We start from the raw sequence: 22,172 nt of genomic DNA on the forward strand, positions 1-22,172 counted from the left end.
GAAGATCAGTATTCCATCTTGATCCAGCGGCCGGTCCGGTGAGACTCCGCCACGGCGTCGCAGATCTTGATCAAGCGATAGCCGTCCTCGAAATCGGGATAGGTCGGGCCATCGGTTCGGATCGCCTCGGCCAGGCCGATCAGCCCTTCGGCGAAACCGCAGATGACCTGCGGCTTCACCTCGCTCGGCACCAGGGTGCAGTCGCTGCGGAAGCGGTGCGAATAGGGCGAGGGGATCGGCGCGGTCGGCTGGCCGCGCAGGCCGCCGGACAGGTTCAGGTCGCAGTTGAATCCGTCGTTCGGCGGCGTCTCGACGGTCAGCCGGCCCTCGCTGCCGTAGAGGTCGAGATACCAGTTGTTGGCATTGCCGGGCACCCAGCTCCCCTGCACCGTGGCGGTGAAACCGTTGGCGAAGCGCGCGATAGCGATGCCCGTGTCGATCGCATCGGGGCGCATGCCCGAACCGTCGGGCAGATGCCATTCCTTGCGGTAGGTCTCAGCCACGCCGCAGACCTCGACGACTTCGCTGTCGAAGGCTTGGCGCAGGATCGCGATGGCGCTGCCGGCGAGGTTGTGCAACCCGCTCGCGCCCTCGCTGGCGTCGCCTTGCCAGAGGTAGTCCATGTGATCCTCGGGCGTCCCATACATTGCGAACTGGAGCTGAGCATGGCCGAAATAGGGCTGTCCCAGGAAGCCTGCGCGGACCTTCTCGGTCAAGACGCGGAAGGCCGGCATCATCTGCCATTCATAGCCGATCAGGTGCTTGACGCCGCTCTGGACCGCGGCGTCACGCAGGACCCTGGCCTCCTCGGTGCTGCGCGCATGGGGCACCTCGCCGACGACGTGCTTGCCGTGACGCATCGCCTCGACCAGCATCTCGGTGCGGACCCGCGGCCGGACGCAGGCGTCGATCAGGTCGATGTCGGGATGGCGGACGACTTCGCGCCAGTCCCAGAACGCCAGCGGAATGCCGTGCTCGCGCGCCAGTCGTTCGGCGGACTCCTGGTGCGCCGTGCAGATCGCAACGACCTCGTAGTCGGGTAGGGACCGGAATGCCGGCAGGTGCGAGACGACGCCCCACTGCCCGCCGATGATGGCAACACGAATCCTGTCGGACATCGCTCAACTCTCCCGCGATTTCTCTTTGCCGGGAGCGTCGCACACAGTTTGCCCCGGTCCAACCCGCTGTTCGGCGCCGCGCCCGGCGAGACCAGTTCAAACGCGCTCAAGGTCAATCGACAATGCATTGAATGCCTTGCATTACACGCCAGGAGGCTGCTTTCTCAATCCAAAGGCGACGGGAAGAGACGATGACCGCAGAAGCAGGCGAAATGGATCGGACCGAGCCGAGAGCGAACCTGCGCGATCCGCTGGCCGAGCGCCTGATAGGCCCGGGAAAGACCTTCGAGACCGAGCAGGTCACGATCGCCGGCATCCGTCAGCAGGTGTTCAGGCACGCGCCGCGCAATCTCGCCGCGATCTACCGCAAGGCGGCGGATCTGGGCGCACGGCCGATGGTCGTTGCCGGCGATGTCAGGCTTTCCTACGAGGAGACCTTCGCGCGTGCCGCGGGGCTGTCGCAGGCCTTGCGCGGGCGGTTTCAGGTCGGGCCGGGCACGCGGGTGGCGATCGCCACGGCCAATCGTCCCGAGTGGGTCATCGCCCTGATCGCGGTGACCGCCGCGGGCGGTATCGCCGCCCTGGTCAACAGCCGCGGCTCAGCCGAGGAAATGCTCCACGCCATGGCGACAGCCGGTTGCGAACTGGCGATCCTCGACGGTGAGCGTGCCGCGCTGGTGCCCGATCCGCCCATGTCGCGGATCGTGATCGAAGGGGAGCGCGCCTCGCTCCGCCCTGGGCAGGACGCCGACTTCGCTGAACTGTCCCACGCGCAGCCCGGAATCGACCTCGATCCGCTCGACTGCGATCCCAGCCACGGCGCGGTGATCCTGTTCACCTCGGGCACCACCGGGCGCCCCAAGGGCGCGCTGCTCAGCCAGGGCGCACTGGCCCACGCCGCGGCGCTCAGCGAAGTCATGGGTACGATGCAAGACCTGCTCTACGAGGAGGAACTGGGCATCGCCGTACCTCCCGATCGCGCCTCGATGGCGGGGCCGGCGGTGATCCTCACGCCTATGTTCCACCTCACCGGCATGCTGCCCGTGGTCCGCGGCATGAGCCTGGGCGCGACGATCCACATCATGGCCAAGTGGAACGTCGACATCGCCTTCGACATGATCGAGCAGTCGGGCCTGTCGCGCGTCGCCTTCGTGCCGACGATGCTCTGGGACATGCTGCAATCGCCCCGCGCCACGCCCGAGAACCTCGCGGCGATCCGCAGCCTCGCCTATGGCGGCGGGCCGCTCAACAGCGAGCTTGTCGCCGAGGTCCGGCGGCGCATGCCGAAAAGCCTGATCACCAACACCTACGGCCAATCGGAGAACACCGGCTGGGCCTGCTCGCTGAGCGGCGAGGCCTATCTGAGCCATCCGCAGTCCTGCGGCTGGGCCTGCCCCACGGTGGACGTCAGCGTGCGCCGCGAGGACGGCAGTGAGGCCGATGTCGACGAAGCCGGCGAGATCTGGGTGCGCAGCGCCGCGGTGATGAGCGAATATGTCGGCGATCCCGCAGCCACCGCGGCGACCTTGATCGACGGCTGGTGCGCCACCGGCGACATCGGCAAGGTCGACGAAGCCGGCCTGTTCAGCGTGCTCGACCGCAAGAAGGACATGGTGATCTCGGGCGGCGAGAACATCTACTGCGCGGAAGTCGAGCGCTTGCTGTTCGATCATCCCGCGGTGCGCGAGGCGATCGCCTATGGCCTGCCGGACCCGCGGCTGGGAGAGAGAGTGGCCGCCACGGTCGTGCTGGAGACCGAGACCAGCGAGGCAGCGCTCAAGGCTCACTGCGGCGAGCGCATGGCGATCTACAAGGTGCCGCGCGAGATCGTCCTGACCCGCGAGAGCCTGCCACGCACCGCCACCGGCAAGATCGACCGCGCGAACTTCGTCAAGACGGCGCGCGCGGCGCGGGAGGAGAAGTAACATGATGCTGAAAGGCAAGCGGGTGATCGTCACCGGCGGCGTCACCGGGATCGGCCGCGCCACCGTCTTCGCCTGCGCGCGCGAAGGCGCCGACGTAGTGTCGCTTTCCCGGGCCGCGCCCGACCGGCGGCGCGTCACGACCTTGACCGAGCAGATCGCCGAACTGGGCGCCGGCCGTCACAGCCACATCCAGGCCGACATCAGCGATCGCGCGGCGGTCGACGCCGCTTTCGCCGAGGCGGCGGAATGGCTGGGCGGGCTCGACGGTCTGGTCAACAGCGCGGCGACGCAGACGCTCAAGCCGGCGGAAAGCTTCACCGCCGAAGAGCTGATGCAGGACATGGCGGTGAACACCTTCGGCACGGTCTTCACCAACCAGGCCGCGTTCCCCTACATGAAGGACAAGGGCGGCTCGATCGTCAACATCACGTCCTACGTGGCGATCGGCGGCCAGGACCAGATGGCAGGCTATGGCCTGGCCAAGGGCGCGGTCAACGGCTGGTCTTTCGTCCTGGCGCGCGAATGGGGCAAGCACATGATCCGCGTGAACCTGATGGCACCCGTGGTCGCGACGACGGGGTTCCAGGCCTGGTACGACCAGCTCCCGCCCGAAGAGCAGCGGGCGAGCGACGAAAAGCGCGCCCAGTCGATCGCGCTCGGCGGCAAGATGGGCTCGGCCGAGGACGCGGCCAACGTCAACGTCTTCCTGCTCAGCGACATGTCGAAATACCTGACCGGGCAGATCCTCTACGCCGACGGCGGCAAGGCTTTCGGGCGTTAGTCCCCACTTCCCGCTCACCCTGAGCTTGTCGAAGGGCTGTTTTTCTTCTTCGAGGCTGGGCGCCGGACCTCAAGAGCAGGAGCAGTCCTTCGACAAGCTCAGGAGGTCGGTGTTCTGACTACAGATAGGCACCGTAGCCGGCGGCATAGTCGGCGAACAGCCGCTCCAGCGCTTCGGGCGTCAGGCCGAACTGGTCGAGCGAATAGCGGTGCGTGCCGTGCTTGGTGCGCGGGCGGCCGTTGAGGTAGCCGAGCATCGCGTCTCCCGCCGCAGCGGTGAACGACAGTCCGCAGTGGGCATAGATCGCCGCCAGGGTCGCTTCGGGCTCGGCCATGAAGCGGTTGAACGCCACGTCGTGGAAACGCGCCTGCTCTGCCGGATGCTGCTCGCGGAAGCGGACCGCACGCATCACCAGTTCGGCGGCATAGGCGGCATCATCGGGCGCCTGCTGCTCGGGATGCACCTCGTCCGACCAGCCCTTGCGCAAAGTCGCGCAGAGGCTGGCGAAGGAGCCGACGACGTTCACCGGCTCGCGGTGCGTCTGGAGTAGGATCGCGTCGGGATAGGCCTCGATCAACGCGGCGGTGTAAAGCGAATGCATCGGCGCCTTGAGCACCCAGAGCGTGCCCGGCGTCCGCGCCTGCAGGAAGCGCACCGCGCGCCGGTGCCAGCGATAGGTCTCGCGCGCATCGTGCGAGAGCATGAACCGGCGATAGGTCGGCGCCCAGGCCAGCGTCGAGAACTGCGGCGTGACGAGGTCGAGCATGGTCAGTGCGACGCATTCCATCGGGATATGCGGGTTCTCGTAGTGGATCGCGGCATAGCCGGGCACGGCCTCGTTCTTGCGCGCGATAGCCGCCTCGATCTCCTGGATGCGCGCATCGGCGTGGGCATCCTGGACCTCGTGGACCAGCGAATAGTCCTTCACTTCCCAGATCAGCGGCGTGCGCATGCCCGGCGCCGAGGCCAGGGTCTCGTGCAGGATCGACGAGCCGGTGCGCGGCAGGCCGAGGATGACGATCGGCGCCTGCACCGGCGCCGCGGCGAGTTCGGGATTGGCCTTTTCCCAGGCAACAAGCACGGCCCGGTTGGCCAGCGCGTCGACCACGCGGTTCCACACCTCGCCGCGGCCCCGCGCGGTGAGCTGCATCTCGTGCTCGACCGAATGGAGCAGCGGCGCCAGCGCCGTGCGATAGCTGTCCGACCCGAAATCGTCGCTGCCGGCCTTGCGCGCGGCGGCGTCGAGCAGCGCCTTCTCGCTGAACTCGGGCTGGTCGGTCATTCCGCTCCCCCGACGATGTCGAGCGGCGGCAGGCGATAGCTGCCATCGAGCACGGGCTGGCGCGGCTGATAGGTGCGGAAGACGAGCTGAAAATCGCCCGGCGGCCCCGGCAGCCAGTTGGCCGTACCGGCCGCGGGCGGATCGGGCTGGACCAGGATCTCGAGCGATCCGTCGTCCTCGAAGCGCAGCCCCTCGGTGCGGTCGTTGACCCCGTAGCGGTCGATCGGATTGTCGAACAGGAAGTAGTTCCCGTCATAAAGCGTCAGCGACCAGAAGGCGTCGACCGGGGGCAGTTCGCCCGGCCCGAAGCGCAGGCGGTAGGTCTTGGCGCCGTTCAGCGTCTCGCCGTCAGGCCCTTTGCGCAGGTTGTAGAACACCGACTCCTCCGCGACCTGGGTGCCGGGGCCGTAGATGTGGTTCGCCGCGCGTTCGAGCGGGTCCGCGATGAACTGCGCGACATTGCTCCGCCGCAGCCAGCCGTTCTCCGACCATGAGCGGACCGATTTCGTGATCAGGTCGACGGCCCCTTCGACATCGCCGGCGAGATCGGCATGCGCAGCCTCGCCGGCCCCGAGGTCGAGCGGTGTGAGCCGTGCGAGGTTCGGCGCATCGCGATCGAGCGGGGGAAACTGATGCGTCAGCCGATCGAGCTCGGCGAAATAGGCCGCGCCCGATCGCGCGATCTCGATATGCGGCAGCGCGCCGCCGGTCCTGCGGCTGCTCGGCTGGAACACGTCGAGCGCCTCGGCGCCCACGGTCGCGGCGGTCTGGCCTTCGGGAAAGCGCGACAGCGGCCCGAGCGTGAAGGCGCCGTTGATCGCCCGCACCGCGTCGAGGTCCCCGCTCCCGCGCACCAGAGTGCGGACGAAGGCCAGCACCTTGGTCGTCGGCGCGCGCACCTCGGTAACGCCTTCCGGAAGCCTGCCCGAGAAGCCCGGCGGCGTAAGCACGAACCAGCCCGCCGCGGTGCCGGTCGTGCGGCGCCCGACATAGGCGAAGGAGTTCATGTACATGTCCTGGAGCTGGATCGTGTAGTAGCGATCGGCCGTCGCCGGCACGCCGATCACCTGCGGCTCTTCCTCCAGATCGATCCAGGCGCGGCCGTTCATCGTATCGATGTTCGGCCCGATGGCACGCGAGCGCGGCGTGGCCACGTCGCTGCTCATGTAAAAGTGGTTGAACCGCACGCCGTTGGCCACCGCGGCATCGAGGTAGCGGCCGAACAGGACGAGCGGCAGCCCCCAGACGACGGCATCGCGCGCCAGTTGCCTGCGCCCGTCAGTCGCATCGACACGATCGCTCATGATTCCCCGAAATCTCCCAATTTTCAGGAGCTTCCGCTTGCCCGATTGCACCTATCGCAATGACATAGGTGCAATCCGGAGAATTAATCAAGCGCTTGCAATCCCTTGGGACTGCGCCGTTCGAGCGGGGGGGGGCTCAGCGGCTGGTGATGACTTCGATAGTCAGTGGCGCACCGCCGGCGGCAATTGCCAGCAAGCGGTCGACATTGGGATGCGCGCCCGGGCGGTTGCGCGCGTCGGCCGTGTGCTCGCCGAAGACGGCGAGGCCATGCTCGGCCGCCTTCGCATCCAGCGCGCCGAACGCCTGCTTCAGGTACTGATAGACGGCGAGCGAGCCCTGCTTGCCCGGCTGGTTTTCGATGCTCGCGACCACGGCGCCCTCCGCGTCGATCAGGTCAATGCGCTCGACGCCATCGACGGGCGGCAATTGCTGAAGGTTGTCCTTGAACGTCGTAGCCGGTTGAATCGTCGCGAGCATTTATCGAATTCCTGAGTTGATTGCGCGCGGGCCAGTAACACCCGCTGCGGACGTCCGCTATCCACCGCGAACCACGCAGCGGAAACCGACGTGGCCGGTCGAGGTGTCGATCGGCTGAGCATAACGCGCAGCGGGGCGATAGCGCTGGCAGTAGTTCTCGGCGCAGAGGTGCGAGCCGCCCTTGAGCACCTTGCGCGGAACGGCGCCGGGGCCGGGTCGTACGATCGAGCCCCCGCGCGTGCCGCCACGCGGATTGGCCGGCACGCAGCACGATCCCTTCGCCTTGCGCTCCAGCTTCGGCTGGGCGAACCAGTCGCTGGTCCACTCCCAGACATTGGCGATCATGTCGTAGAGGCCGTAGCCGTTGGCCGGATAGGTCCGCACCGGCGAAGTGCGCAGGTAGCCGTCGGTCAGCTGGTTGGCGAAAGGGAACAGCCCCTGCCAGTAGTTCGCCAGCATCGCGCCGTCGGGCGCCAGCTCGCTGCCCCAGGCATAGTCCGCGCCGTCGAGCCCGCCGCGCGCGGCGAATTCCCACTCGGCCTCGGTCGGCAGCGCCTTGCCCGCCCAGGCGGCATAGGCCTCGGCATCGGCATAGGCGATGTGAACGACGGGATGGTCGCCGATGGCCTCGATCGAGCTGCCCGGCCCGGTCGGCGCGCGCCAGGACGCGCCGATGCGGAAGTCCCACCAGCTCGGTACGGACGTATCGACCGGCCCACGCGTCATCTCGAACACGGCCGAACCCGGCTGCGCCAGCGCGGGGTCCATGCCGGGATAGTCCTTGGGATCGGGCGCGATCTCGGCGAAAGTGACATGGCCGGTCGCTTGGGCGAAAGCGGCGAACTGGTCGTTGGTCACCGGCGTCTCGTCGATCCAGAACGGATCGACCGACACGCGCCGCACCGGCGCTTCCTCGGGATAGAAGCGGTCGGAGCCCATCGAAAAGGCCCCGCCGGGCACGGCGATCATGCCCATGCGCAGGCTAGTTTCTGCTTCGGCGGCCCTCGCTATCGTCATCGGCTCATGCACCCTGCCTCAGGTCCAAAGCTCGCTGTCTGCGCCGCAGTTCGCGCAAAGTCGGCAGAGGATCGCTACCGGCATGACAACCAAAACTTCGGTTGACAGTCAAACTCAATCAAATAACTTGAGTTTCGTCACGAGCCGGCAGAGCGGCTCCGACGCCTCGTCCAAGGCGACCACGCCCGGACCCTCCTTCCATTCTGGATGGCGATCCTGCCCGCTGGTCACCTTCCGCTTTTTCGTGCGGAACTCCTGTGGCAATCGCCAGATCCTTCAGTCGTTCGAAATCAGAAGGGACGAAAAAGTGAAGCGCAAGGTTTTGATCGCGATGACCGCCTTGTTGTCGCCGGCCGCGATGATCGGGCAGGCCCAGGCGCAGCAGCAGCCCTACCAGGGCACAGTCGGCCGGACTCTGGCCGAATCAAAGGAATGGTGGCCGGAACCGGCGCGGGCACCGGCCGGGGCTCCGAACGTCGTCTGGATACTGCTCGACGACGTCGGCTTCGGCGCTTCGAGCGCCTTCGGTGGCGGCGTCAGCACGCCCGTGCTGGAAACCCTGGCGCAGCAGGGCCTGCGCTATACCAATTTCCATACGACCGCGATCTGCGCCCCGACGCGTGCAGCGTTGCTGACCGGCCGGAACAGTTCCTCGGTGCACGAGGCCGGCTTTTCGCACATTCCGCTTTCGGCCGGCTTTCCTGGCTGGGACGGCCGCATCCCTTCCACGGCCGGCACGATCGCCGAGATCCTGCGCGACGGGGGCTACAACACCTTTGGCGTAGGCAAGTACGGCCTCACGCCCGACGAGGACGCGACCGATGCCGGCCCCTTCGACCGCTGGCCGACGGGCAAGGGTTTCGAGCACTTCTTCGGCTTCCTGGGCTCGCAGACTGACCAGTACAAGCCCGACCTGATCGAAGATCAGGCCCATGCCAAGCCCGATGGCCGGCACCTCAGCGAGCAGATCACCGACAAGGCCATCGGCTATATCGACACCCAGAAGAAGGCGGCGCCGAACAAGCCCTTCTTCCTCTACTACGCGCCGGGCGCGACCCATGCGCCGCACCAGGTCGCGGCCGAATGGAGCGACCGCTACAAGGGCAAGTTCGACGCAGGCTGGGACGTCTATCGCCAGCAGGTCTTCGCCCAGCAGAAGCGGCAGGGCATCATCCCGGCCAATGCCGTCCTGCCCGATCGTGACCCGACGATTGCCGCCTGGTCCTCGCTCTCGCCCGACGAGAAGAAGCTCTATGCGCGCTTCATGGAAGTCTATGCCGGCTACCTGACCTATACCGACCACGAGATCGGCCGGCTGGTCGAGCACCTGAAGGCAACAAATCAGTACGACAACACGCTGTTCGTCGTGATCGTCGGCGACAACGGCGCGAGCAAGGAGGGCACGCTCAACGGCGACGTCGACCGGACCATCACCTCGAAGCCGCTCAGCTACCAGGAGAATGTGGCCTACAACCTGGCGAAGATCGGCGAGCTCGGCACGCCCGCGGCGGTCGAGGGCAACTATCCGCTCGGCTGGGCCCAGGCGGCGAACACGCCGTTCCGGCTGTGGAAGTCCGACGCCAACAGCGAGGGCGGCACGCGCAACCCGCTGATCATCTCCTATCCCAAAACGATCAAGGGCGGCGGTACGATCCGTACCCAGTACGGCCACGTGATCGACATCCTGCCGACCACGCTCGATCTGGTCGGATTGAAGACCCCCGACCGCATCCGTGGGCTGCAGCAGCAGCCGGTCGAAGGCATCTCGCTCGCCTATTCGATCACCGACGCCAAGGCGCCGTCGCGGCACCAGACGCAGTACTATTACATCTTCGGGTCGCGCGCGATCTACCACGACGGATGGAAGGCCGCGCTGCCCTTCCCCAACCGCGTGATCGCCGACAGCCCGGGTGGCGCCAAGCCGTTCGACGAGAACGCCTGGGAACTCTACAACCTGAACGAGGACTTTACCGAGCGCCTGAACCTGGCGAAGCGGTACCCCGAGAAGGTCGCCGAACTGCGGGCCCTGTTCGAGAAAGAAGCCCAGACGCACAACCTCTATCCATTGATCACCTGGGACGACGTGCGCAGCGGCCGCATTCACCGCACGCAGGGCGGCGCGACGGGGCAGGAAGCGCTCGACAAGCTCACGCAGCATCCACGCCCAGCGCAGTAGGGCGCAACGTCCGGAGGGGGATGATCCGGCATCCCTCTCCGGAAACTGCTGCCGCTTCGTTGCTGCCGTGCATTCGGCCAGACAGATGGGCTATAAGCGGCCCGCAAAGCGGAGATCGCGATGATCCGGGACATTCTGAAAATGGGCGATCCGCGACTCCTGCGCGTCGCGAAGCCGGTCGAGGACATCCACGCGCCCGAGCTTAAGAGCATCATCGCCGACATGTACGAGACCATGCATGCGGCGAACGGCGTGGGCCTCGCCGCCCCGCAGATCGGCATCGACCTGCGCCTGATGATCTTCGGCTTCGAGGCCAATCCACGCTATCCGGACGAAGCGGGAGTGCCGGTCACCACGCTGATCAATCCCTGGCTCGAAGCGCTGACCGACGATATCGAAGAAGGCTGGGAAGGATGCCTTTCCGTGCCCGGCATGCGCGGCCTCGTCCCGCGCGCCGCACGGGTCCGCTACGGCGGCACGCTGGAGGACGGCACCGAACTCGTCCGCGAGGTGGCCGGATTCCACGCGCGCGTGTTCCAGCACGAATTCGACCACCTGAACGGCGTGCTCTACCCGCAGCGCATCACCGACATGACGAAGTTCGGCTTCATCGAGGCGCTGTTGCCCGAAAGCGCGGCGACCGTGGTCGAAAGCTAGACACCAGCCGGACACATACCCGTCACACTAGTGAACAATCGTTCATAACTGTGACAGCATGAGTCTAGGGGATTTACTTTCTCAGTCACGTTCTGCGGCAGAGTGCGGCTTCCTTATGATCAGTCGCTCATTTAGAATTGAGGCATAAACGATTCGCTTGGCGCGATGCCCAAGGCGAACGGAGTGCGGATGATTGCCAGGAACAGGGCCACGCCCGGCATTTGCCGGGCGTTGTCGCGTGTGGCTGGCGGGCGGGAAAGGGCGGCGAACCAATCCAGTGAATATCCGTCGCGGCGGATCGGGATGACCCCGTTTCCGCGGACGAACCCATGCGCGCTGCTCTCGCGGGCGGGCGCCAAAATCGTGTGTTTCTACAGGGAGAATGACAACATGACTAACCGACTTACGAAGCAGAGCCTGATCCTGGGCGCCGCCTTCCTGGCGATGGCCGCGCATCCGGCGCTGGCCCAGGAAGCCGACAGCGACGCCGCCACCGGCGACATCATCGTGACCGCACAGCGCGTCGAGCAGCGCCTGCAGGACGTGCCGGTCTCGATCACCGTGTTCAACCAGCAGGCACTGACCCAGAAGAACATCGCGGTCGCGACCGACCTTGCAGTCTACACGCCGTCCCTGTCGGTCAACGAGCGTTACGGCCCCGAGAAGGCCAACTTCAACATTCGCGGCTTCAACCAGGATTCGGCGACCGCCCCGACCGTCGGCGTCTATTTCGCCGAAGTCGTTGGCGTGCGCGCGCAGGGCGGCACGACCTCGGGCAACACCGTGGGCGCCGGCGCCTTCACCGACCTGCAGAACGTCCAGGTGCTGAAGGGCCCGCAGGGCACCCTGTTCGGCCGCAACACCACCGGCGGTGCGGTCCTGCTGACCCCGGCCAAGCCGACCAGCGAACTCGGCGGCTACCTTGAGGGCACCTACGGCAACTATGACCAGATGCGCCTTCAGGGCGCGATCAACATCCCTCTGGCCGATACCTTCAAGGTGCGCATCGCCGCCGAGCGGAACAAGCGCGACGGCGTCCTCCACAACCTCTCGGGCGTCGGCCCCGAAGACTACAACAACGTCAACTACTGGTACGCGCGCCTCAGCATCGTCGCCGACCTTACGCCGGACCTCGAGAACTACACGGTCTTCCACTACAGCGATTCGAATACCCGCGGCTATGCCTCGAAGGTGGTCGGCTGCGCGACACCGGACTCGCCCGATGGCCCGCTAAACGTCAACCTGGGCACGCCCGGCTACAGCGGCACGCGCCACCTCCAGGCGCTTTCCTGTGCTACCCAACTCGCCCGCACGACCGCGCGCGGCGACGGCTTCTACGACATCGAGACGCGCAACAAGAACCCGTTCCTGAAGATTCAGCAGTGGCAGGTGATCAACACGACCACCTGGCGCGCGGGTGACAATATCACGCTCAAGAACATCGCCAGCTACGGCGAATTCCGCGAACGCGCCAACTTCGACCTCGGCAGCTCGAACTTCGTCGTGCCCTCGATCGACACCGGCATCGGACTGAACGGACAGCCCACGACGGGCTTCGCGGCGCGGCGCCTGAGCCCGCAGTTGCCCAACGTCGTGCTCGCGGGCGGCCAGCCCTACAACCGCATCGTGCTAGATACGGCCGGCGCGAACACCTACAACTCGGCGCAGAGTACTTTCACCAACGAATTCCAGATCCAGGGCAGCTATGACCGTCTGAACTTCGTCCTCGGCGGCTATCTCGAGTTCAGCCGTCCGCTCGGCTACAGCCAAGGCCGCACCGGCATCTTCTTCGATTGCGACCGCCCCGAGACGATCACCTGCAACAACCCGCTGCTGATCGGCTCGATTTCGGAATCGAGCACCAAGCTCAATTTCGACAACCACGGCATCTTTGGCCAGGCCACCTACAAGCTGACCGAGCAGCTCTCGCTGACCGGCGGCATCCGTTACACCTTCGACAAGATCGTCGGTCTCAGCAACGGCACCCGCGCCGGCCTGACGGCCAACGCCGGCACCGGCCCGCTGTTCCTCGATCCGATCAGCGGCCGCCAGATCGCCCGCGCCTGCACCGACTCGTTCCGGCATGGCCCGGCAGCCCTCGCGGCCCAGGGTCTGGCGGCTCCGGCGCTCAACCGTGACGTCTGCATCACCAACCTGACCAACAAGTCGAGCGAACCGACTTGGGTCATCAACCTTGACTACAAGCCCTCGCGCGACCTGATGTTCTACGCCAAATATGCCCGCGGCTATCGCCAGGGCGGCGTGAACTTCACCAACCCGGGCGTCGAGCTGTGGAACCCGGAAAAGCTGGACTCGTTCGAAGTCGGCGCAAAAGCCAGCTTCCGCGGTGCGGTGAACGGCTACCTGAACCTCGCCGGCTTCTATAACAACCTGAGCAACCAGCAGGTCTTCGCCGGCCTCGTTGCCACGCCGGCTGCCGCAGCGGCGGGCGTCGCGGGCGGCAATGCGATCGTCAATGCAGGCAAGTCGCGGATCTACGGCTTCGAGGCCGACGGTTCGCTGGGCTTCGGCGACATCTTCCGCGTCGCCTTCGGCTACACCTACTTGAACACGCGGGTTAAGGAAGTCGCGCCGCGCGCGCTGCAGGGAGACGCCTCGCCGCTCGGCCAGCTCCTGATCGGCACGCCGTTCGCTTCGATCACGCCGAACGTCTCGGTGGGTTCGGCCTTCGTGCTCTCGCCGAAGCACAAGTTCAGCATCACGCCGACCATCACCCTCCCGGTGGATGAATCGATCGGCAAGATCGAACTGGCTGCGACCTGGGTGCATCAGTCGAGCTACATCAACGACGGCTCGGTCCCGGGCTTCGTCAATGGCGTTCCGCTGGGCTTCACCCCCGCCACCAACCTGATCAACCTCAACCTCGACTGGCGCTCGGTGGCGGGTTCGCCGATCGACCTCTCGCTCTTCGTGACCAACCTCACGAAGGAAAAGTACAACGTTGCCAACACCGGGAACTGGGTTTCGGGCGGCATTGCCGAAATCATCCCGAACCAACCGCGCTTCTACGGTGTGCGCCTGCGCTACACCTTCGGCCGGTAAAGACCAGGACGCCCGCGACGGTACTATCGCGGGCGTCATTTCGGTGTGGCGGCATCGTGGCGACGATGCCGCTACTTCGTGAACAGTTGATCATAAGCGTTAGTTGCGAGTTACCCGGGCGAGGATTATGCCCTGTCCATGGAGCGCGACCCGCGATCGAAACCCAGAAATCCAGCGGTTACCCGTTCCAAGATCATTGCCGCCGCCCAGCGTTCCTTCGTCGATGCCGGCTACGCGCAAACGGGCCTTCGCGATGTCGCCGAAGCAGCGGGCGTCGCATCCTCGCTCGTCATCAGCTACTTCGGCACCAAGGCCGGCCTCTTCGAGGCGGCTTTCATCGAAGCGATGAGAATCAACGTGGTGCCTGTGGGATCGCGCTCGCGGTTCGGCCGCACCCTCGTCCGGCATCTCGACGATCCCAGCGCCGACATCCGCATACCCGCCATGATCGCGCAGTCCATCGGTGATCCCGAAGCGCTGGCGATCACGCGGCGCATCGTGCGCGACTACCTCGTCGGCCAGACGGCAGCCTGGCTCGGCCCGCCCCGCGCGAGGGCCAGGGCGATGTCGATCCTTTCGATGACGATGGGCTATGTGATCCAGTCCAGATATGTCCTGACCGACGAAACCGCGTCCGCGCGGCGACATGCAGCGAAGACGCTCAGTCAGGTATTGCAGGCGATCGTCGACGAGAGCGACGAGGCGTTGCAGTCGGATCACTCCTGATTTCTGCTCTGTCGGCCTTATTCGTGAGGGGCACATTTGTGAACGGCTGATCAATTATAGCCCCTCATTTCTGCGATTCTTCGTTAGGAATTGATCGGATTTCCCTCCAGATTTGACCGCGGCCGCCAAGGCCCATCGGGCAAATTGACATGCCCGCCGGTCTGCGGAATGCGCCGCGCCGTGCCCGCAGGCACAAGGCTTTCGGTTGCGAATCCAGCGGAAGGAAGAGGCGCTTCCAGATGTCGAGATATTCAGCCGGCGTTTGCCGCATGATGGCGGTGTTGAACGTGATCGCCTCCGCGCCCGGCCAGTCCTTCTCTTTCGCGGAAGTCGTCCGCCTTTCTAGCGTGAGCCGCGCGACTGCGCACGGAATCCTGCTGGCGCTGGTGCGCGACAACTATCTCACACGCGATGAAGAGAAGCGCTTCAGCATCGGTCCAGCCTTTCGCGACATAGCAGCGCGGGTGGGCGGCGATCCGGCGATAGCGGGGTAGCAATAACGGGATAGAACCCGGGCGGGTCCACTCGCCCGGGTTCCCGGCGCAGCTTAGTGAGCCGCGTCCTTGGCCTTGTCGCCGGCCGCCTCGGCCTTGTCGCCGGCATGCTCGGCGGCTTCGCCGGCTGCGGCGGCCTTATCGCCAGCCGCTTCCTTGGCCGCTCCGGCCGGCGCCATCGCCGCTTCGCTGGCGGCAGCGGCAGCATCGCCGGCGGCCTGGCTTGCGGTGTCGGCGGCAACGGCCGCTTCCGAACTTGCTTCGACGGCTTCCTGGCTGTCCTTCTTGCCGCAGCCGCCGAGCGAGATCGCCGCGACGGCGGCAACGCACATGATCAAACGCTTCATATGGATTTCCCCTCCATTTTTACGGGAATGCGAGACGCGTCAGGTCCGGTCCCGAACTGCAAAATGTCTTTTGCAGCCAAATTGTTCCGAGGGGCGTGCAGTCTTTACGCGGGCGTCAGCTTGACATGGAGGCTGGTCAGCCCGCGAACGATGTAGCTCGGTTCGTAGTCGAACTGGCGGTTACCGGCCGGGCCGTGCTCCGCATCGGACACCGTCATGCCCGAGGTATGCTCGACGAAGCGCTCGAACAGGACGCGCACTTCGGCGCGGGCGAGCGGGTTGCCGATGCAGGTGTGTGCGCCGCGACCGAAAGCCAGGTGTTCCCTGATCCGAGGGCGCCCGATCTTGAACGTGTTGGGATCTTCCCAGCGGTTCGGATCGCGATCGGCGCCGGCAATCGATATCACGACCTTCTTGCCCGCCGGCACTTCCATGTCGCCGATGCGGGTGCTCTTGCTGGTCAGGCGGTGGGTCACCTTGGACGATCCCTGCATCCGCAGCATCTCTTCAAGGAATGGCGCGATCAGGCTGCGGTCGGCGCGCAGCTGGTTCTGCAGCTCGACATTCTCCGCCAGTAGCAGCGCCGAATTGCCGACCAGCTTGGCACTGGTATCCTGCCCGGCGGCGAACAGGAAGATGGCGAGCATCACCAGTTCCTCGACGCTGGGGGTCGTGCCGTTGGGCAGGGTCGCGGTGGCGAGTTCGGTCATCACGTCCTCGCGCGGGTTGGCGCGCCGGTCGATGATCCAGCCGGCGAACATCGGCGCGACCTTCTCGGCGATCGGCTGGAGGGAGGCGCCAGCGTCGGCATCGTCGACCGCGCCAGGCAGCGGCGCCGCGGCGAGGATCTCGGTGATCTCCTGGCGCGCCTCTTCGGGCACGCCGAGCAGGTCGGCGATGACGTAGGTGACGTAAGGCGTGGCGAGTTCGTGCATCAACTCGCAGTGGCCCTTGGCCACGACCTCGCGCACCATGCGATCGGCAAGGTCATGCATGTAGGCCTCGTTGGACTTCAGCCGCGACGGGGTGAACAGCCGGTTGACCAGCGCGCGCCAAGCGGAATGATCGGCTCCGTCGAGCGACAGGAACGTCTCGTGGCCAACGAACTGGTCGCGATGCGCGGCGATCTGGTCGGTGATGTCGTCGCCTGCGGGCTCGAAGGGCAGGGGCGCGGTCGGGCCCGCGGCGGAGATGATCGACGAGAAGTGCTCGCCGTCCAGCAGCACCTTGGTCGCCTCTGCAAAGCCGGTGACCATGACGAAGTCGTGGCTCTCCATCTGGCGGACCCGGGCTTCCGCTCGAACGGAGTCGAGGGCTTCATAAGGATCGAGCAGCACCGCGTGATCGGTAAAGAAATCCGGCTCTTCGAAACCTTTTGCCATCGCGCAGCTCTCCTGACTCTCTCCCGGATTTGAGCCTTTGCTGACCAAATCCTTAGCGAGCTGGGTATGCGAACGGCGCGGCGCTGCCAAGGGCCTATTTTGAACAAATGCACAGCACCAAGGATGAAGCGCCCGCTCCGGGTGGAACGGGCGCCTCGCCTTGGTCAGAGGATTAGAGGATCAGAGGATAAAGTCGCCGGCCGACAGGCTGCTGATCCCGTGAAGCTGGATCATGAAGTCCGCCTTGGCATCGCCGTTGAAGTCCCCGCTGACGATCACGTCCGAACCGCTCACTTCGTAGTGAAGCTGCCCCGCAACCTTGCTGAAAGCGGCGCTGCCGATGAAGCTGAAGTGCTCGAACACGTCGGCCGTCTTGGCATTGGCGTCGATCGCCGAGAGGTCGATCTTGTCGAGGCCTGAGACAAAGTCGAGGATCGTGTCGGCCTTGTCGAGCGTCTTGCCGCTGTCTGCCTTGGCGAAGACGAAGGTGTCGGCGCCTTCACCGCCGCTCAGCAGGTCCACACCGGTACCGCCGATCAGCAGATCGTCGCCGGCGCCGCCGTTCAGCGTGTCGTTGCCGAGCAAGCCTTCGAGGTGGTCGTTGCCCGCGCCGCCGGAGAGGACGTTGGCGAAGTTGTCGCCGAACAGCGCATCGTCGTGGGCCGACCCGGTCAGGTTCTCGATGCCGACGTACTTGTCGCCGATCGCCTCGCCGAACGTGCCCTTCTTGGTGCTGAGATCCGCAGCGACCGACGACGACGCGTTTTCATAGCTGGCCGTATCGATGCCCGCGCCGCCGTTCAACGTGTCGCGGCCAAGACCGCCGATAAGCAGGTCGTCGCCGCCATTGCCGTTGATCTTGTCGTCACCCGCACCGCCGTCGAGCACGTTCGCCAGATCGGAGCCATTGATCTGGTCGGCACCCGCACCGGTCGTGACGTTCTCGAAGCCGACAAGCGTGTCGATGCGGCCACCATGGCTGGCAGTGCCGAGAAGCAGGTCGACCTTGACCGCACCATCTTCATAGACCGCTGTGTCGATGCCGTCGCCGCCGTCGATCGTGCCGGTGATCTTGCCGGCGTTGTGCAACAGGTCGTTGCCGGTGCCAAGGAGGACGCTGCCGGTGATCGTGCCATCGTTGGTGACGCTGTCGTTACCGTCGCCCGTGTCCACGGCCGAGCCGCCGGTCGCGGTGACCGTACCGTTGTTGATGAAGCTGTCGACGCCGCCGCCCATCTTCGTGCCGCCGATGATCTGGCCGGTCGCGGCATTGGTGACCGTGTCGTCGAAGTCGCCGAGGAAGTTGATCGCCTCGCCGCCCTTGATGCGGGCCACGAATAGATCGATTTCCGCCTGCGTCACTTCGGTCGGCGCCTGGCCGTCGCCCTTGATCAGGCCTTCGTTGTAGACGGTTGTCGCGGCGAAGGCGGGGCCGTTGCTGCTGTTGTCGATCTCGATGGCGCGGCCGTAGCCGTAGATCGTGCCGCCGGCGTAGTTGTTGATCACGCCGCCGCCGATCGCGATGCCTTCGGACACGTTCGGCTCACCGTCGTGGTAGCCGTTGTGGCCGAGGCCTTCGATCGTGCCGTAGTTGTCGATCACCGCCAGGCCGTCGGTGTCGATCGCGTCGCCGTCGCTGTCGGCATAGTGCGCAGATTCGCCGCGCATCACGCCGTGGTTGGTGACGAACACGGTGTTCGCGACGCTGGAGTCGTTGTCCATGTTCACGGCCGAGCCATTGCGGCCGACCATGAGGCCGCCGAGATCGTTGATCACGGTCAGGCCGCGCTCGCCGGTCACGGCATGGCGCGAGGCTTCGATATAGCCGCCGGCCAGGTTGTGCAGGACGCCGCCCGTGCTGGCCTTGAAGTCGACGCCGTCACCGGCGCGGCTGGCGTTGGGGAGGTCGGGTCCGTTCCGGATCGTGCCGGCGTTGTTGATCGTGGTGTTGTTCCCGACGCGCAGGACGTCCGAGCCCGCCGCGATCGTTTCGATCAGGCCGCCGGCCGCGTTGTTGACGACGAACTTGCCGTTGAGCGCGTCATCCAGGCGCAGCGCGTTGTCGCTCACGCCGCGGATCGTGCCGGCATTGTCTATCGTGACGGTCGAGCCGTGGAAGTCGGCCGTGGCCCGCATGCCGCGGGTGCCGCCCTCGATCAGAGCGCCAGCATTGTTGACGATGGTGATGCCGCCAGTGAAATCGAGCGCGTTGGAATTGCCGATCTGGATCGCCTGGGCAGCCGACTTCATCGTGCCGCTGTTGACGACCGAAGGCAGTACGCCGGGATTGTTGAGGATGACATCGCCCTGGATCGCACCGCCCTGCTCGACGATGAGGGCCTGTCCGGCCGGCACGGTGATGGCGCCGGTGACCAGTTCACCGTTGTGGATCGTATAGGGATCGTCGTTCGTCAGCGTCACGGTCCGGACCAGGCTCGTTCCGAGCAGCGCGCTGGCGGCGCGGTTCTGCGCGGAGGTGAGCGTCAGGATCACGGTCTCGTCGATCTCGAACGTGATGTCGCTCGTGATGGCGATGGTCACCGTCGCCGAGGTCGCGCCGTCGGCGATGACGCCGGTGAAGGTCAGCGGCTTGGAGCCGCCGAAGTCCACGCCGTCGGTCGTGCCGCCGATCGTGCCCGAGAAGGTGAGGTCGCCGGCTGTGAGGCTCCGCTCGACCGTAAACGAGTACAGGGTGACGCCGCTGTTGCCTTCGGCCTGGGTGACGTTCAGCGAGCTGGCGGCGAAGTTCACGAGCTGGGCGGTCGGATCGATCGTCAGCGCCGGGACGGTGAAGGGCACGTCGGGCGCGATGCCGTCATGATCCTGGTTGCCGCTCGCGTCCTGCGTCGTCCAGTTCGCCGGGTTGTTGATGAAGGTCAGGTAGTCTGCATAGGACGGCCGTCCGGTCGTGACGCCGGTGTACTGGGCGATGTCGGCATCCGCGTCCTTGGCGGTCAGCGTAAGCGCGGTCTGGCCGGCGACCAGGCCGGTGCCGCTGAGCGTCGCGCCGGTGGTCAGCGCGTCGTTGGACACGGCGGCGAGGAAAGCGGTCGGCGCCGTCGGCGTGCCGACATAGGCATAGACGATCTCGTCGGAGATCGAGATGTCACGCTGCGTCGTCTCAGAGAAGGCGATCGTGCCGAGATTGCTGGTCGCCGTGCCGCTCGCGAGCGAGTCCAGGCTCACGACCGAGCCCGCGGCGATGTCGGAGGTCGCCGTCCAGCTCCAAGTGGACTCGCCGGTGTTGAAGGCGCTTCCAGTCCATTCGTTGTCAGTGAAGTGTATGACAGTGCCAGCCGCGATCGGCTCAAGCACAACAAAAGCAAGATTGTCGGCGCCATCTGCGTTGAAGCCAACAAAAGCGATAGAACCCATACCAAGAGCCATGATTTTCCCCTTTTTGACGCGACCCATTTCCTGCCCATAACTGAGCAGAATCCGATATTCATTTCGGAAAGACAACAGAACGGCATCGCCGGAAGGCGATGCCGAGTACCGTTGCGCGCGTTTACTGCGGAGTAACAATGACTGACGGATTACACTTCGCGATCACAGGCCAAGAAATGGCATTCGCGCAGTCGCCGACGCGCGTCATTTACATCCATTTCGGATGAAGCTGCCTCAGCTTCGGGTAACGGGACCTAGCGTTCGGCACCGAAATTGAAGGCAGGCCGGACATAAGGCTTGCTGCCGCTTCCGAGGCCCGGCGGACTTGCGGGCACCTCGTCCTTCAGCGTGAGGACAGTGTCAGGCCGCTCCGTTTCGCGATGCCAGAGCGATCCCGCCGGGCCATTCTGGCGCAGCAGGCCGATCGCAGCGTCGATCTCGGCCTGGTATTTGTCGATGCCGTCGAGCGCGGACCGGGCATCGGCCTCGGCTTGCCGGCGGCGCGTCTCTGCATCGGCGAATTCCGCCTCGACGGCGCGCAGGTCCTGCTCGATCTCCGAGAGCGGACGAACGGAAAGATTTGCCATGATTGCATTCATGTCCATCTCCGGGGCGGATGCCTGGGGCGAAGGGCCGACCTTGGCCACTCGGGTGAGAGCCGCCAGGGAGTCGCCTATCGAAGTGCAGGCGTCGGCCGTGACGAGCGGCGCGTCGTCATCGACCGGCTCGATGCTGCCGGCGGTTTGAGACGTCGCGCCCCTGGCTTGACCCGCACTGACCTTGCGGTCCCTAGCAATCGTAGCCTTGATCGTATCCCGCATATCGTCGGCTTCAACTTTGCCGGTCTTATTCTCTTCAACCACCCAGCACCCTCCCAAAATGGGACAGAAATCCGCGCGGGACATTGAACAGCGCCGCTCCGGAGTCAACTCTGCGATTGCAGACGCGCCTATCTAACTGGCCAGAAAGCCTTCTGGCTGAGACCAAGAGGCCTCCAGATCAGCAGGCGGAGGCTAGGCAGGTGATACCGCAATGAAGCTGGGGTCAGCAGGAACTGCCGATCTGGGCCGTGTCGAGCTTCCGGTAAAGCGTGGAGCGGCCGATACCGAGACGGCGAGCGGCCTTGGACACGGACCCGCCATAGATACTGACGGCAAGGTGGATTAGATCGGCCTCGATCTCCATCAGCGTGCGGACATTGCCATCGGGCGCCAGGATCATCACGCCCGATTTTTGAGTGGCGGTGACCGATGCCTCTGACACCGCCGCGAGTTCGTTATGCTTCACCGATCCAGCCATTTGGGCCTCCAAACGCGGAAAATTACGCCCCGATCCCGCAGTACCAGGACCGGGGCGCTTGCGGTGACCGTGCCCGATTGCGGGGCAATGCAGGGGCTCGGTCATAGGCTGAACACGCACCGAAACGGCGAGTTCCGATGTTGGGAATTTTCAATGTGCACAACGCCGCGCCGCAGCGTCTTATGTGCGTGAGGGCTCTATGCATCTGGTTGGAATGGGTTTCGCGGCTTTTGGGGTCTGCATCGCGATCTAAGCGGCGCTGGAGAGCGAAGTCGAGCATCTGGGCCGCCGAACGGCAATCGGGATTTTGGGAATATTGCTGTTTGTCCTGGGCATCCTGATCATGTGACAACTAAAAAGGCGCGCCGCATTGAAGCGACGCGCCTTCCGGGGATGCTGCAAGCCGCGCGTGCCGGCAGCTTGCAACTCCGACTTTAACGCATCGAACCGCGACGGAAGAGGTTCACGATCGCGAGCAGGACGACGGCGCCGAGGAACGATACCAGCAGCGACGAAGCGTTGAAGCTTCCCGACATGATATTGCCGCCGCCGATCAGCGGATTGAGCACGACACCGGCAAGAATCGCGCCGACGATGCCCACGACGATGTTGAGCAGGATGCCCTGCTGCGCGTCGGTGCGCATGACCATGCTGGCGAGCCAGCCAATGACGCCGCCGACGACGAGAAGAATGATAAGGCCCATGACAGTCTCTCCAATTATCTGACCGATAAATG

The 22,172-nt window shown here is 65.2% G+C and carries 18 protein-coding genes; 7 read left to right on the forward strand and 11 right to left on the reverse strand.

Features of this window, described 5'->3' with window-relative positions; genetic code table 11:
- Window positions 1-5: 5 nt before the first annotated feature.
- A complete protein-coding gene (locus tag KRR38_RS17240; protein WP_217403878.1) occupies window positions 6-1,118 on the reverse strand; it encodes a Gfo/Idh/MocA family protein in 1,113 nt (370 codons plus the stop codon).
- Window positions 1,119-1,309: 191 nt separating this feature from the next.
- On the opposite strand from KRR38_RS17240, the gene KRR38_RS17245 reads away from it, so the two are divergent.
- Window positions 1,310-3,043 carry a class I adenylate-forming enzyme family protein gene (locus tag KRR38_RS17245; RefSeq protein WP_217403880.1) on the forward strand — a complete coding sequence of 578 codons (1,734 nt, stop codon included), beginning with the start codon at window positions 1,310-1,312 and terminating at the stop codon, window positions 3,041-3,043.
- A gap of 1 nt (window position 3,044) precedes the next feature.
- Window positions 3,045-3,824: an SDR family NAD(P)-dependent oxidoreductase gene (locus KRR38_RS17250; RefSeq protein ID WP_217403882.1), complete on the forward strand. Its 780-nt coding sequence runs from the start codon at window positions 3,045-3,047 to the stop codon at window positions 3,822-3,824.
- Window positions 3,825-3,942: 118 nt separating this feature from the next.
- On the opposite strand, the gene KRR38_RS17255 is transcribed toward KRR38_RS17250, so the two are convergent.
- From KRR38_RS17255 to KRR38_RS17270, 4 genes are all read right to left on the reverse strand, one after another.
- The gene (locus KRR38_RS17255) at window positions 3,943-5,106 is read right to left on the reverse strand and encodes a sulfotransferase (protein ID WP_217403884.1); all 1,164 of its coding nucleotides are present in this window, start codon (window positions 5,104-5,106) and stop codon (window positions 3,943-3,945) included.
- Window positions 5,103-6,410, reverse strand: coding sequence for a DUF1254 domain-containing protein (locus KRR38_RS17260; protein ID WP_217403886.1), 1,308 nt, complete (start codon window positions 6,408-6,410; stop codon window positions 5,103-5,105). The genes KRR38_RS17255 and KRR38_RS17260 overlap by 4 nt, the downstream gene beginning before the upstream one ends.
- A gap of 136 nt (window positions 6,411-6,546) precedes the next feature.
- On the reverse strand, window positions 6,547-6,888 hold the full coding sequence (locus KRR38_RS17265; RefSeq protein WP_217403888.1) for a DUF2322 family protein: 342 nt from the start codon (window positions 6,886-6,888) through the stop codon (window positions 6,547-6,549).
- Between the two features lie 57 nt (window positions 6,889-6,945).
- Entirely contained in the window at window positions 6,946-7,857 is a 912-nt protein-coding gene (locus KRR38_RS17270; RefSeq protein ID WP_217407308.1) for a formylglycine-generating enzyme family protein, read from the reverse strand.
- A 355-nt stretch (window positions 7,858-8,212) separates the two neighbouring features.
- Here KRR38_RS17270 and KRR38_RS17275 point away from each other — a divergent pair, with 355 nt between their 5' ends.
- The 5 genes from KRR38_RS17275 (at window position 8,213) to KRR38_RS17295 (ending at window position 15,021) form a co-directional block, all read left to right on the forward strand.
- Complete coding sequence (locus KRR38_RS17275) at window positions 8,213-10,081, forward strand: arylsulfatase (protein WP_217403890.1); 1,869 nt, start codon at window positions 8,213-8,215, stop codon at window positions 10,079-10,081.
- A gap of 120 nt (window positions 10,082-10,201) precedes the next feature.
- Window positions 10,202-10,738, forward strand: coding sequence for a peptide deformylase (def, locus tag KRR38_RS17280; protein ID WP_217403892.1), 537 nt, complete (start codon window positions 10,202-10,204; stop codon window positions 10,736-10,738).
- A 390-nt stretch (window positions 10,739-11,128) separates the two neighbouring features.
- Window positions 11,129-13,801 (forward strand): TonB-dependent receptor, encoded by a 2,673-nt coding sequence (locus KRR38_RS17285; protein ID WP_217403894.1) that lies wholly within the window; start codon window positions 11,129-11,131, stop codon window positions 13,799-13,801.
- A 138-nt stretch (window positions 13,802-13,939) separates the two neighbouring features.
- On the forward strand, window positions 13,940-14,527 hold the full coding sequence (locus KRR38_RS17290; protein WP_217403896.1) for a TetR/AcrR family transcriptional regulator: 588 nt from the start codon (window positions 13,940-13,942) through the stop codon (window positions 14,525-14,527).
- Window positions 14,528-14,766: 239 nt separating this feature from the next.
- The gene (locus tag KRR38_RS17295) at window positions 14,767-15,021 is read left to right on the forward strand and encodes a helix-turn-helix domain-containing protein (RefSeq protein ID WP_217403898.1); all 255 of its coding nucleotides are present in this window, start codon (window positions 14,767-14,769) and stop codon (window positions 15,019-15,021) included.
- 53 nt (window positions 15,022-15,074) lie between these two features.
- Here the strand turns inward: KRR38_RS17295 and KRR38_RS17300 are convergent, their stop codons facing one another.
- The 6 genes from KRR38_RS17300 to KRR38_RS17325 form a co-directional block, all read right to left on the reverse strand.
- Window positions 15,075-15,368 (reverse strand): hypothetical protein, encoded by a 294-nt coding sequence (locus KRR38_RS17300; RefSeq protein ID WP_217403900.1) that lies wholly within the window; start codon window positions 15,366-15,368, stop codon window positions 15,075-15,077.
- 104 nt (window positions 15,369-15,472) lie between these two features.
- The gene (locus KRR38_RS17305; RefSeq protein WP_217403902.1) at window positions 15,473-16,750 is read right to left on the reverse strand and encodes a cytochrome P450; all 1,278 of its coding nucleotides are present in this window, start codon (window positions 16,748-16,750) and stop codon (window positions 15,473-15,475) included.
- Between the two features lie 180 nt (window positions 16,751-16,930).
- A complete protein-coding gene (locus KRR38_RS17310; RefSeq protein WP_217403904.1) occupies window positions 16,931-20,137 on the reverse strand; it encodes a calcium-binding protein in 3,207 nt (1,068 codons plus the stop codon).
- 254 nt (window positions 20,138-20,391) lie between these two features.
- Window positions 20,392-21,000 (reverse strand): hypothetical protein, encoded by a 609-nt coding sequence (locus tag KRR38_RS17315; RefSeq protein WP_217403906.1) that lies wholly within the window; start codon window positions 20,998-21,000, stop codon window positions 20,392-20,394.
- 181 nt (window positions 21,001-21,181) lie between these two features.
- Window positions 21,182-21,436 carry a helix-turn-helix domain-containing protein gene (locus KRR38_RS17320; protein WP_254514852.1) on the reverse strand — a complete coding sequence of 85 codons (255 nt, stop codon included), beginning with the start codon at window positions 21,434-21,436 and terminating at the stop codon, window positions 21,182-21,184.
- A gap of 434 nt (window positions 21,437-21,870) precedes the next feature.
- Window positions 21,871-22,140 carry a GlsB/YeaQ/YmgE family stress response membrane protein gene (locus KRR38_RS17325; protein WP_217403910.1) on the reverse strand — a complete coding sequence of 90 codons (270 nt, stop codon included), beginning with the start codon at window positions 22,138-22,140 and terminating at the stop codon, window positions 21,871-21,873.
- Between the last annotated feature and the right edge of the window lie 32 nt (window positions 22,141-22,172).

The organism is Novosphingobium sp. G106, assembly GCF_019075875.1.
GTDB lineage: Bacteria > Pseudomonadota > Alphaproteobacteria > Sphingomonadales > Sphingomonadaceae > Novosphingobium.

What these genes read in the sequence shown, in the direction of transcription:
- KRR38_RS17240 (WP_217403878.1), bottom strand. Translation starts at nt 1,118, where the DNA reads ATGTCCGACAGGATTCGTGTTGCCATCATCGGCGGGCAGTGGGGCGTC.
- KRR38_RS17245 (WP_217403880.1), top strand. Translation starts at nt 1,310, where the DNA reads ATGACCGCAGAAGCAGGCGAAATGGATCGGACCGAGCCGAGAGCGAAC.
- KRR38_RS17250 (WP_217403882.1), top strand. Translation starts at nt 3,045, where the DNA reads ATGATGCTGAAAGGCAAGCGGGTGATCGTCACCGGCGGCGTCACCGGG.
- KRR38_RS17255 (WP_217403884.1), bottom strand. Translation starts at nt 5,106, where the DNA reads ATGACCGACCAGCCCGAGTTCAGCGAGAAGGCGCTGCTCGACGCCGCC.
- KRR38_RS17260 (WP_217403886.1), bottom strand. Translation starts at nt 6,410, where the DNA reads ATGAGCGATCGTGTCGATGCGACTGACGGGCGCAGGCAACTGGCGCGC.
- KRR38_RS17265 (WP_217403888.1), bottom strand. Translation starts at nt 6,888, where the DNA reads ATGCTCGCGACGATTCAACCGGCTACGACGTTCAAGGACAACCTTCAG.
- KRR38_RS17270 (WP_217407308.1), bottom strand. Translation starts at nt 7,857, where the DNA reads ATGATCGCCGTGCCCGGCGGGGCCTTTTCGATGGGCTCCGACCGCTTC.
- def (WP_217403892.1), top strand. Translation starts at nt 10,202, where the DNA reads ATGATCCGGGACATTCTGAAAATGGGCGATCCGCGACTCCTGCGCGTC.
- KRR38_RS17285 (WP_217403894.1), top strand. Translation starts at nt 11,129, where the DNA reads ATGACTAACCGACTTACGAAGCAGAGCCTGATCCTGGGCGCCGCCTTC.
- KRR38_RS17290 (WP_217403896.1), top strand. Translation starts at nt 13,940, where the DNA reads ATGGAGCGCGACCCGCGATCGAAACCCAGAAATCCAGCGGTTACCCGT.
- KRR38_RS17295 (WP_217403898.1), top strand. Translation starts at nt 14,767, where the DNA reads ATGTCGAGATATTCAGCCGGCGTTTGCCGCATGATGGCGGTGTTGAAC.
- KRR38_RS17300 (WP_217403900.1), bottom strand. Translation starts at nt 15,368, where the DNA reads ATGAAGCGTTTGATCATGTGCGTTGCCGCCGTCGCGGCGATCTCGCTC.
- KRR38_RS17305 (WP_217403902.1), bottom strand. Translation starts at nt 16,750, where the DNA reads ATGGCAAAAGGTTTCGAAGAGCCGGATTTCTTTACCGATCACGCGGTG.
- KRR38_RS17310 (WP_217403904.1), bottom strand. Translation starts at nt 20,137, where the DNA reads ATGGCTCTTGGTATGGGTTCTATCGCTTTTGTTGGCTTCAACGCAGAT.
- KRR38_RS17320 (WP_254514852.1), bottom strand. Translation starts at nt 21,436, where the DNA reads ATGGCTGGATCGGTGAAGCATAACGAACTCGCGGCGGTGTCAGAGGCA.
- KRR38_RS17325 (WP_217403910.1), bottom strand. Translation starts at nt 22,140, where the DNA reads ATGGGCCTTATCATTCTTCTCGTCGTCGGCGGCGTCATTGGCTGGCTC.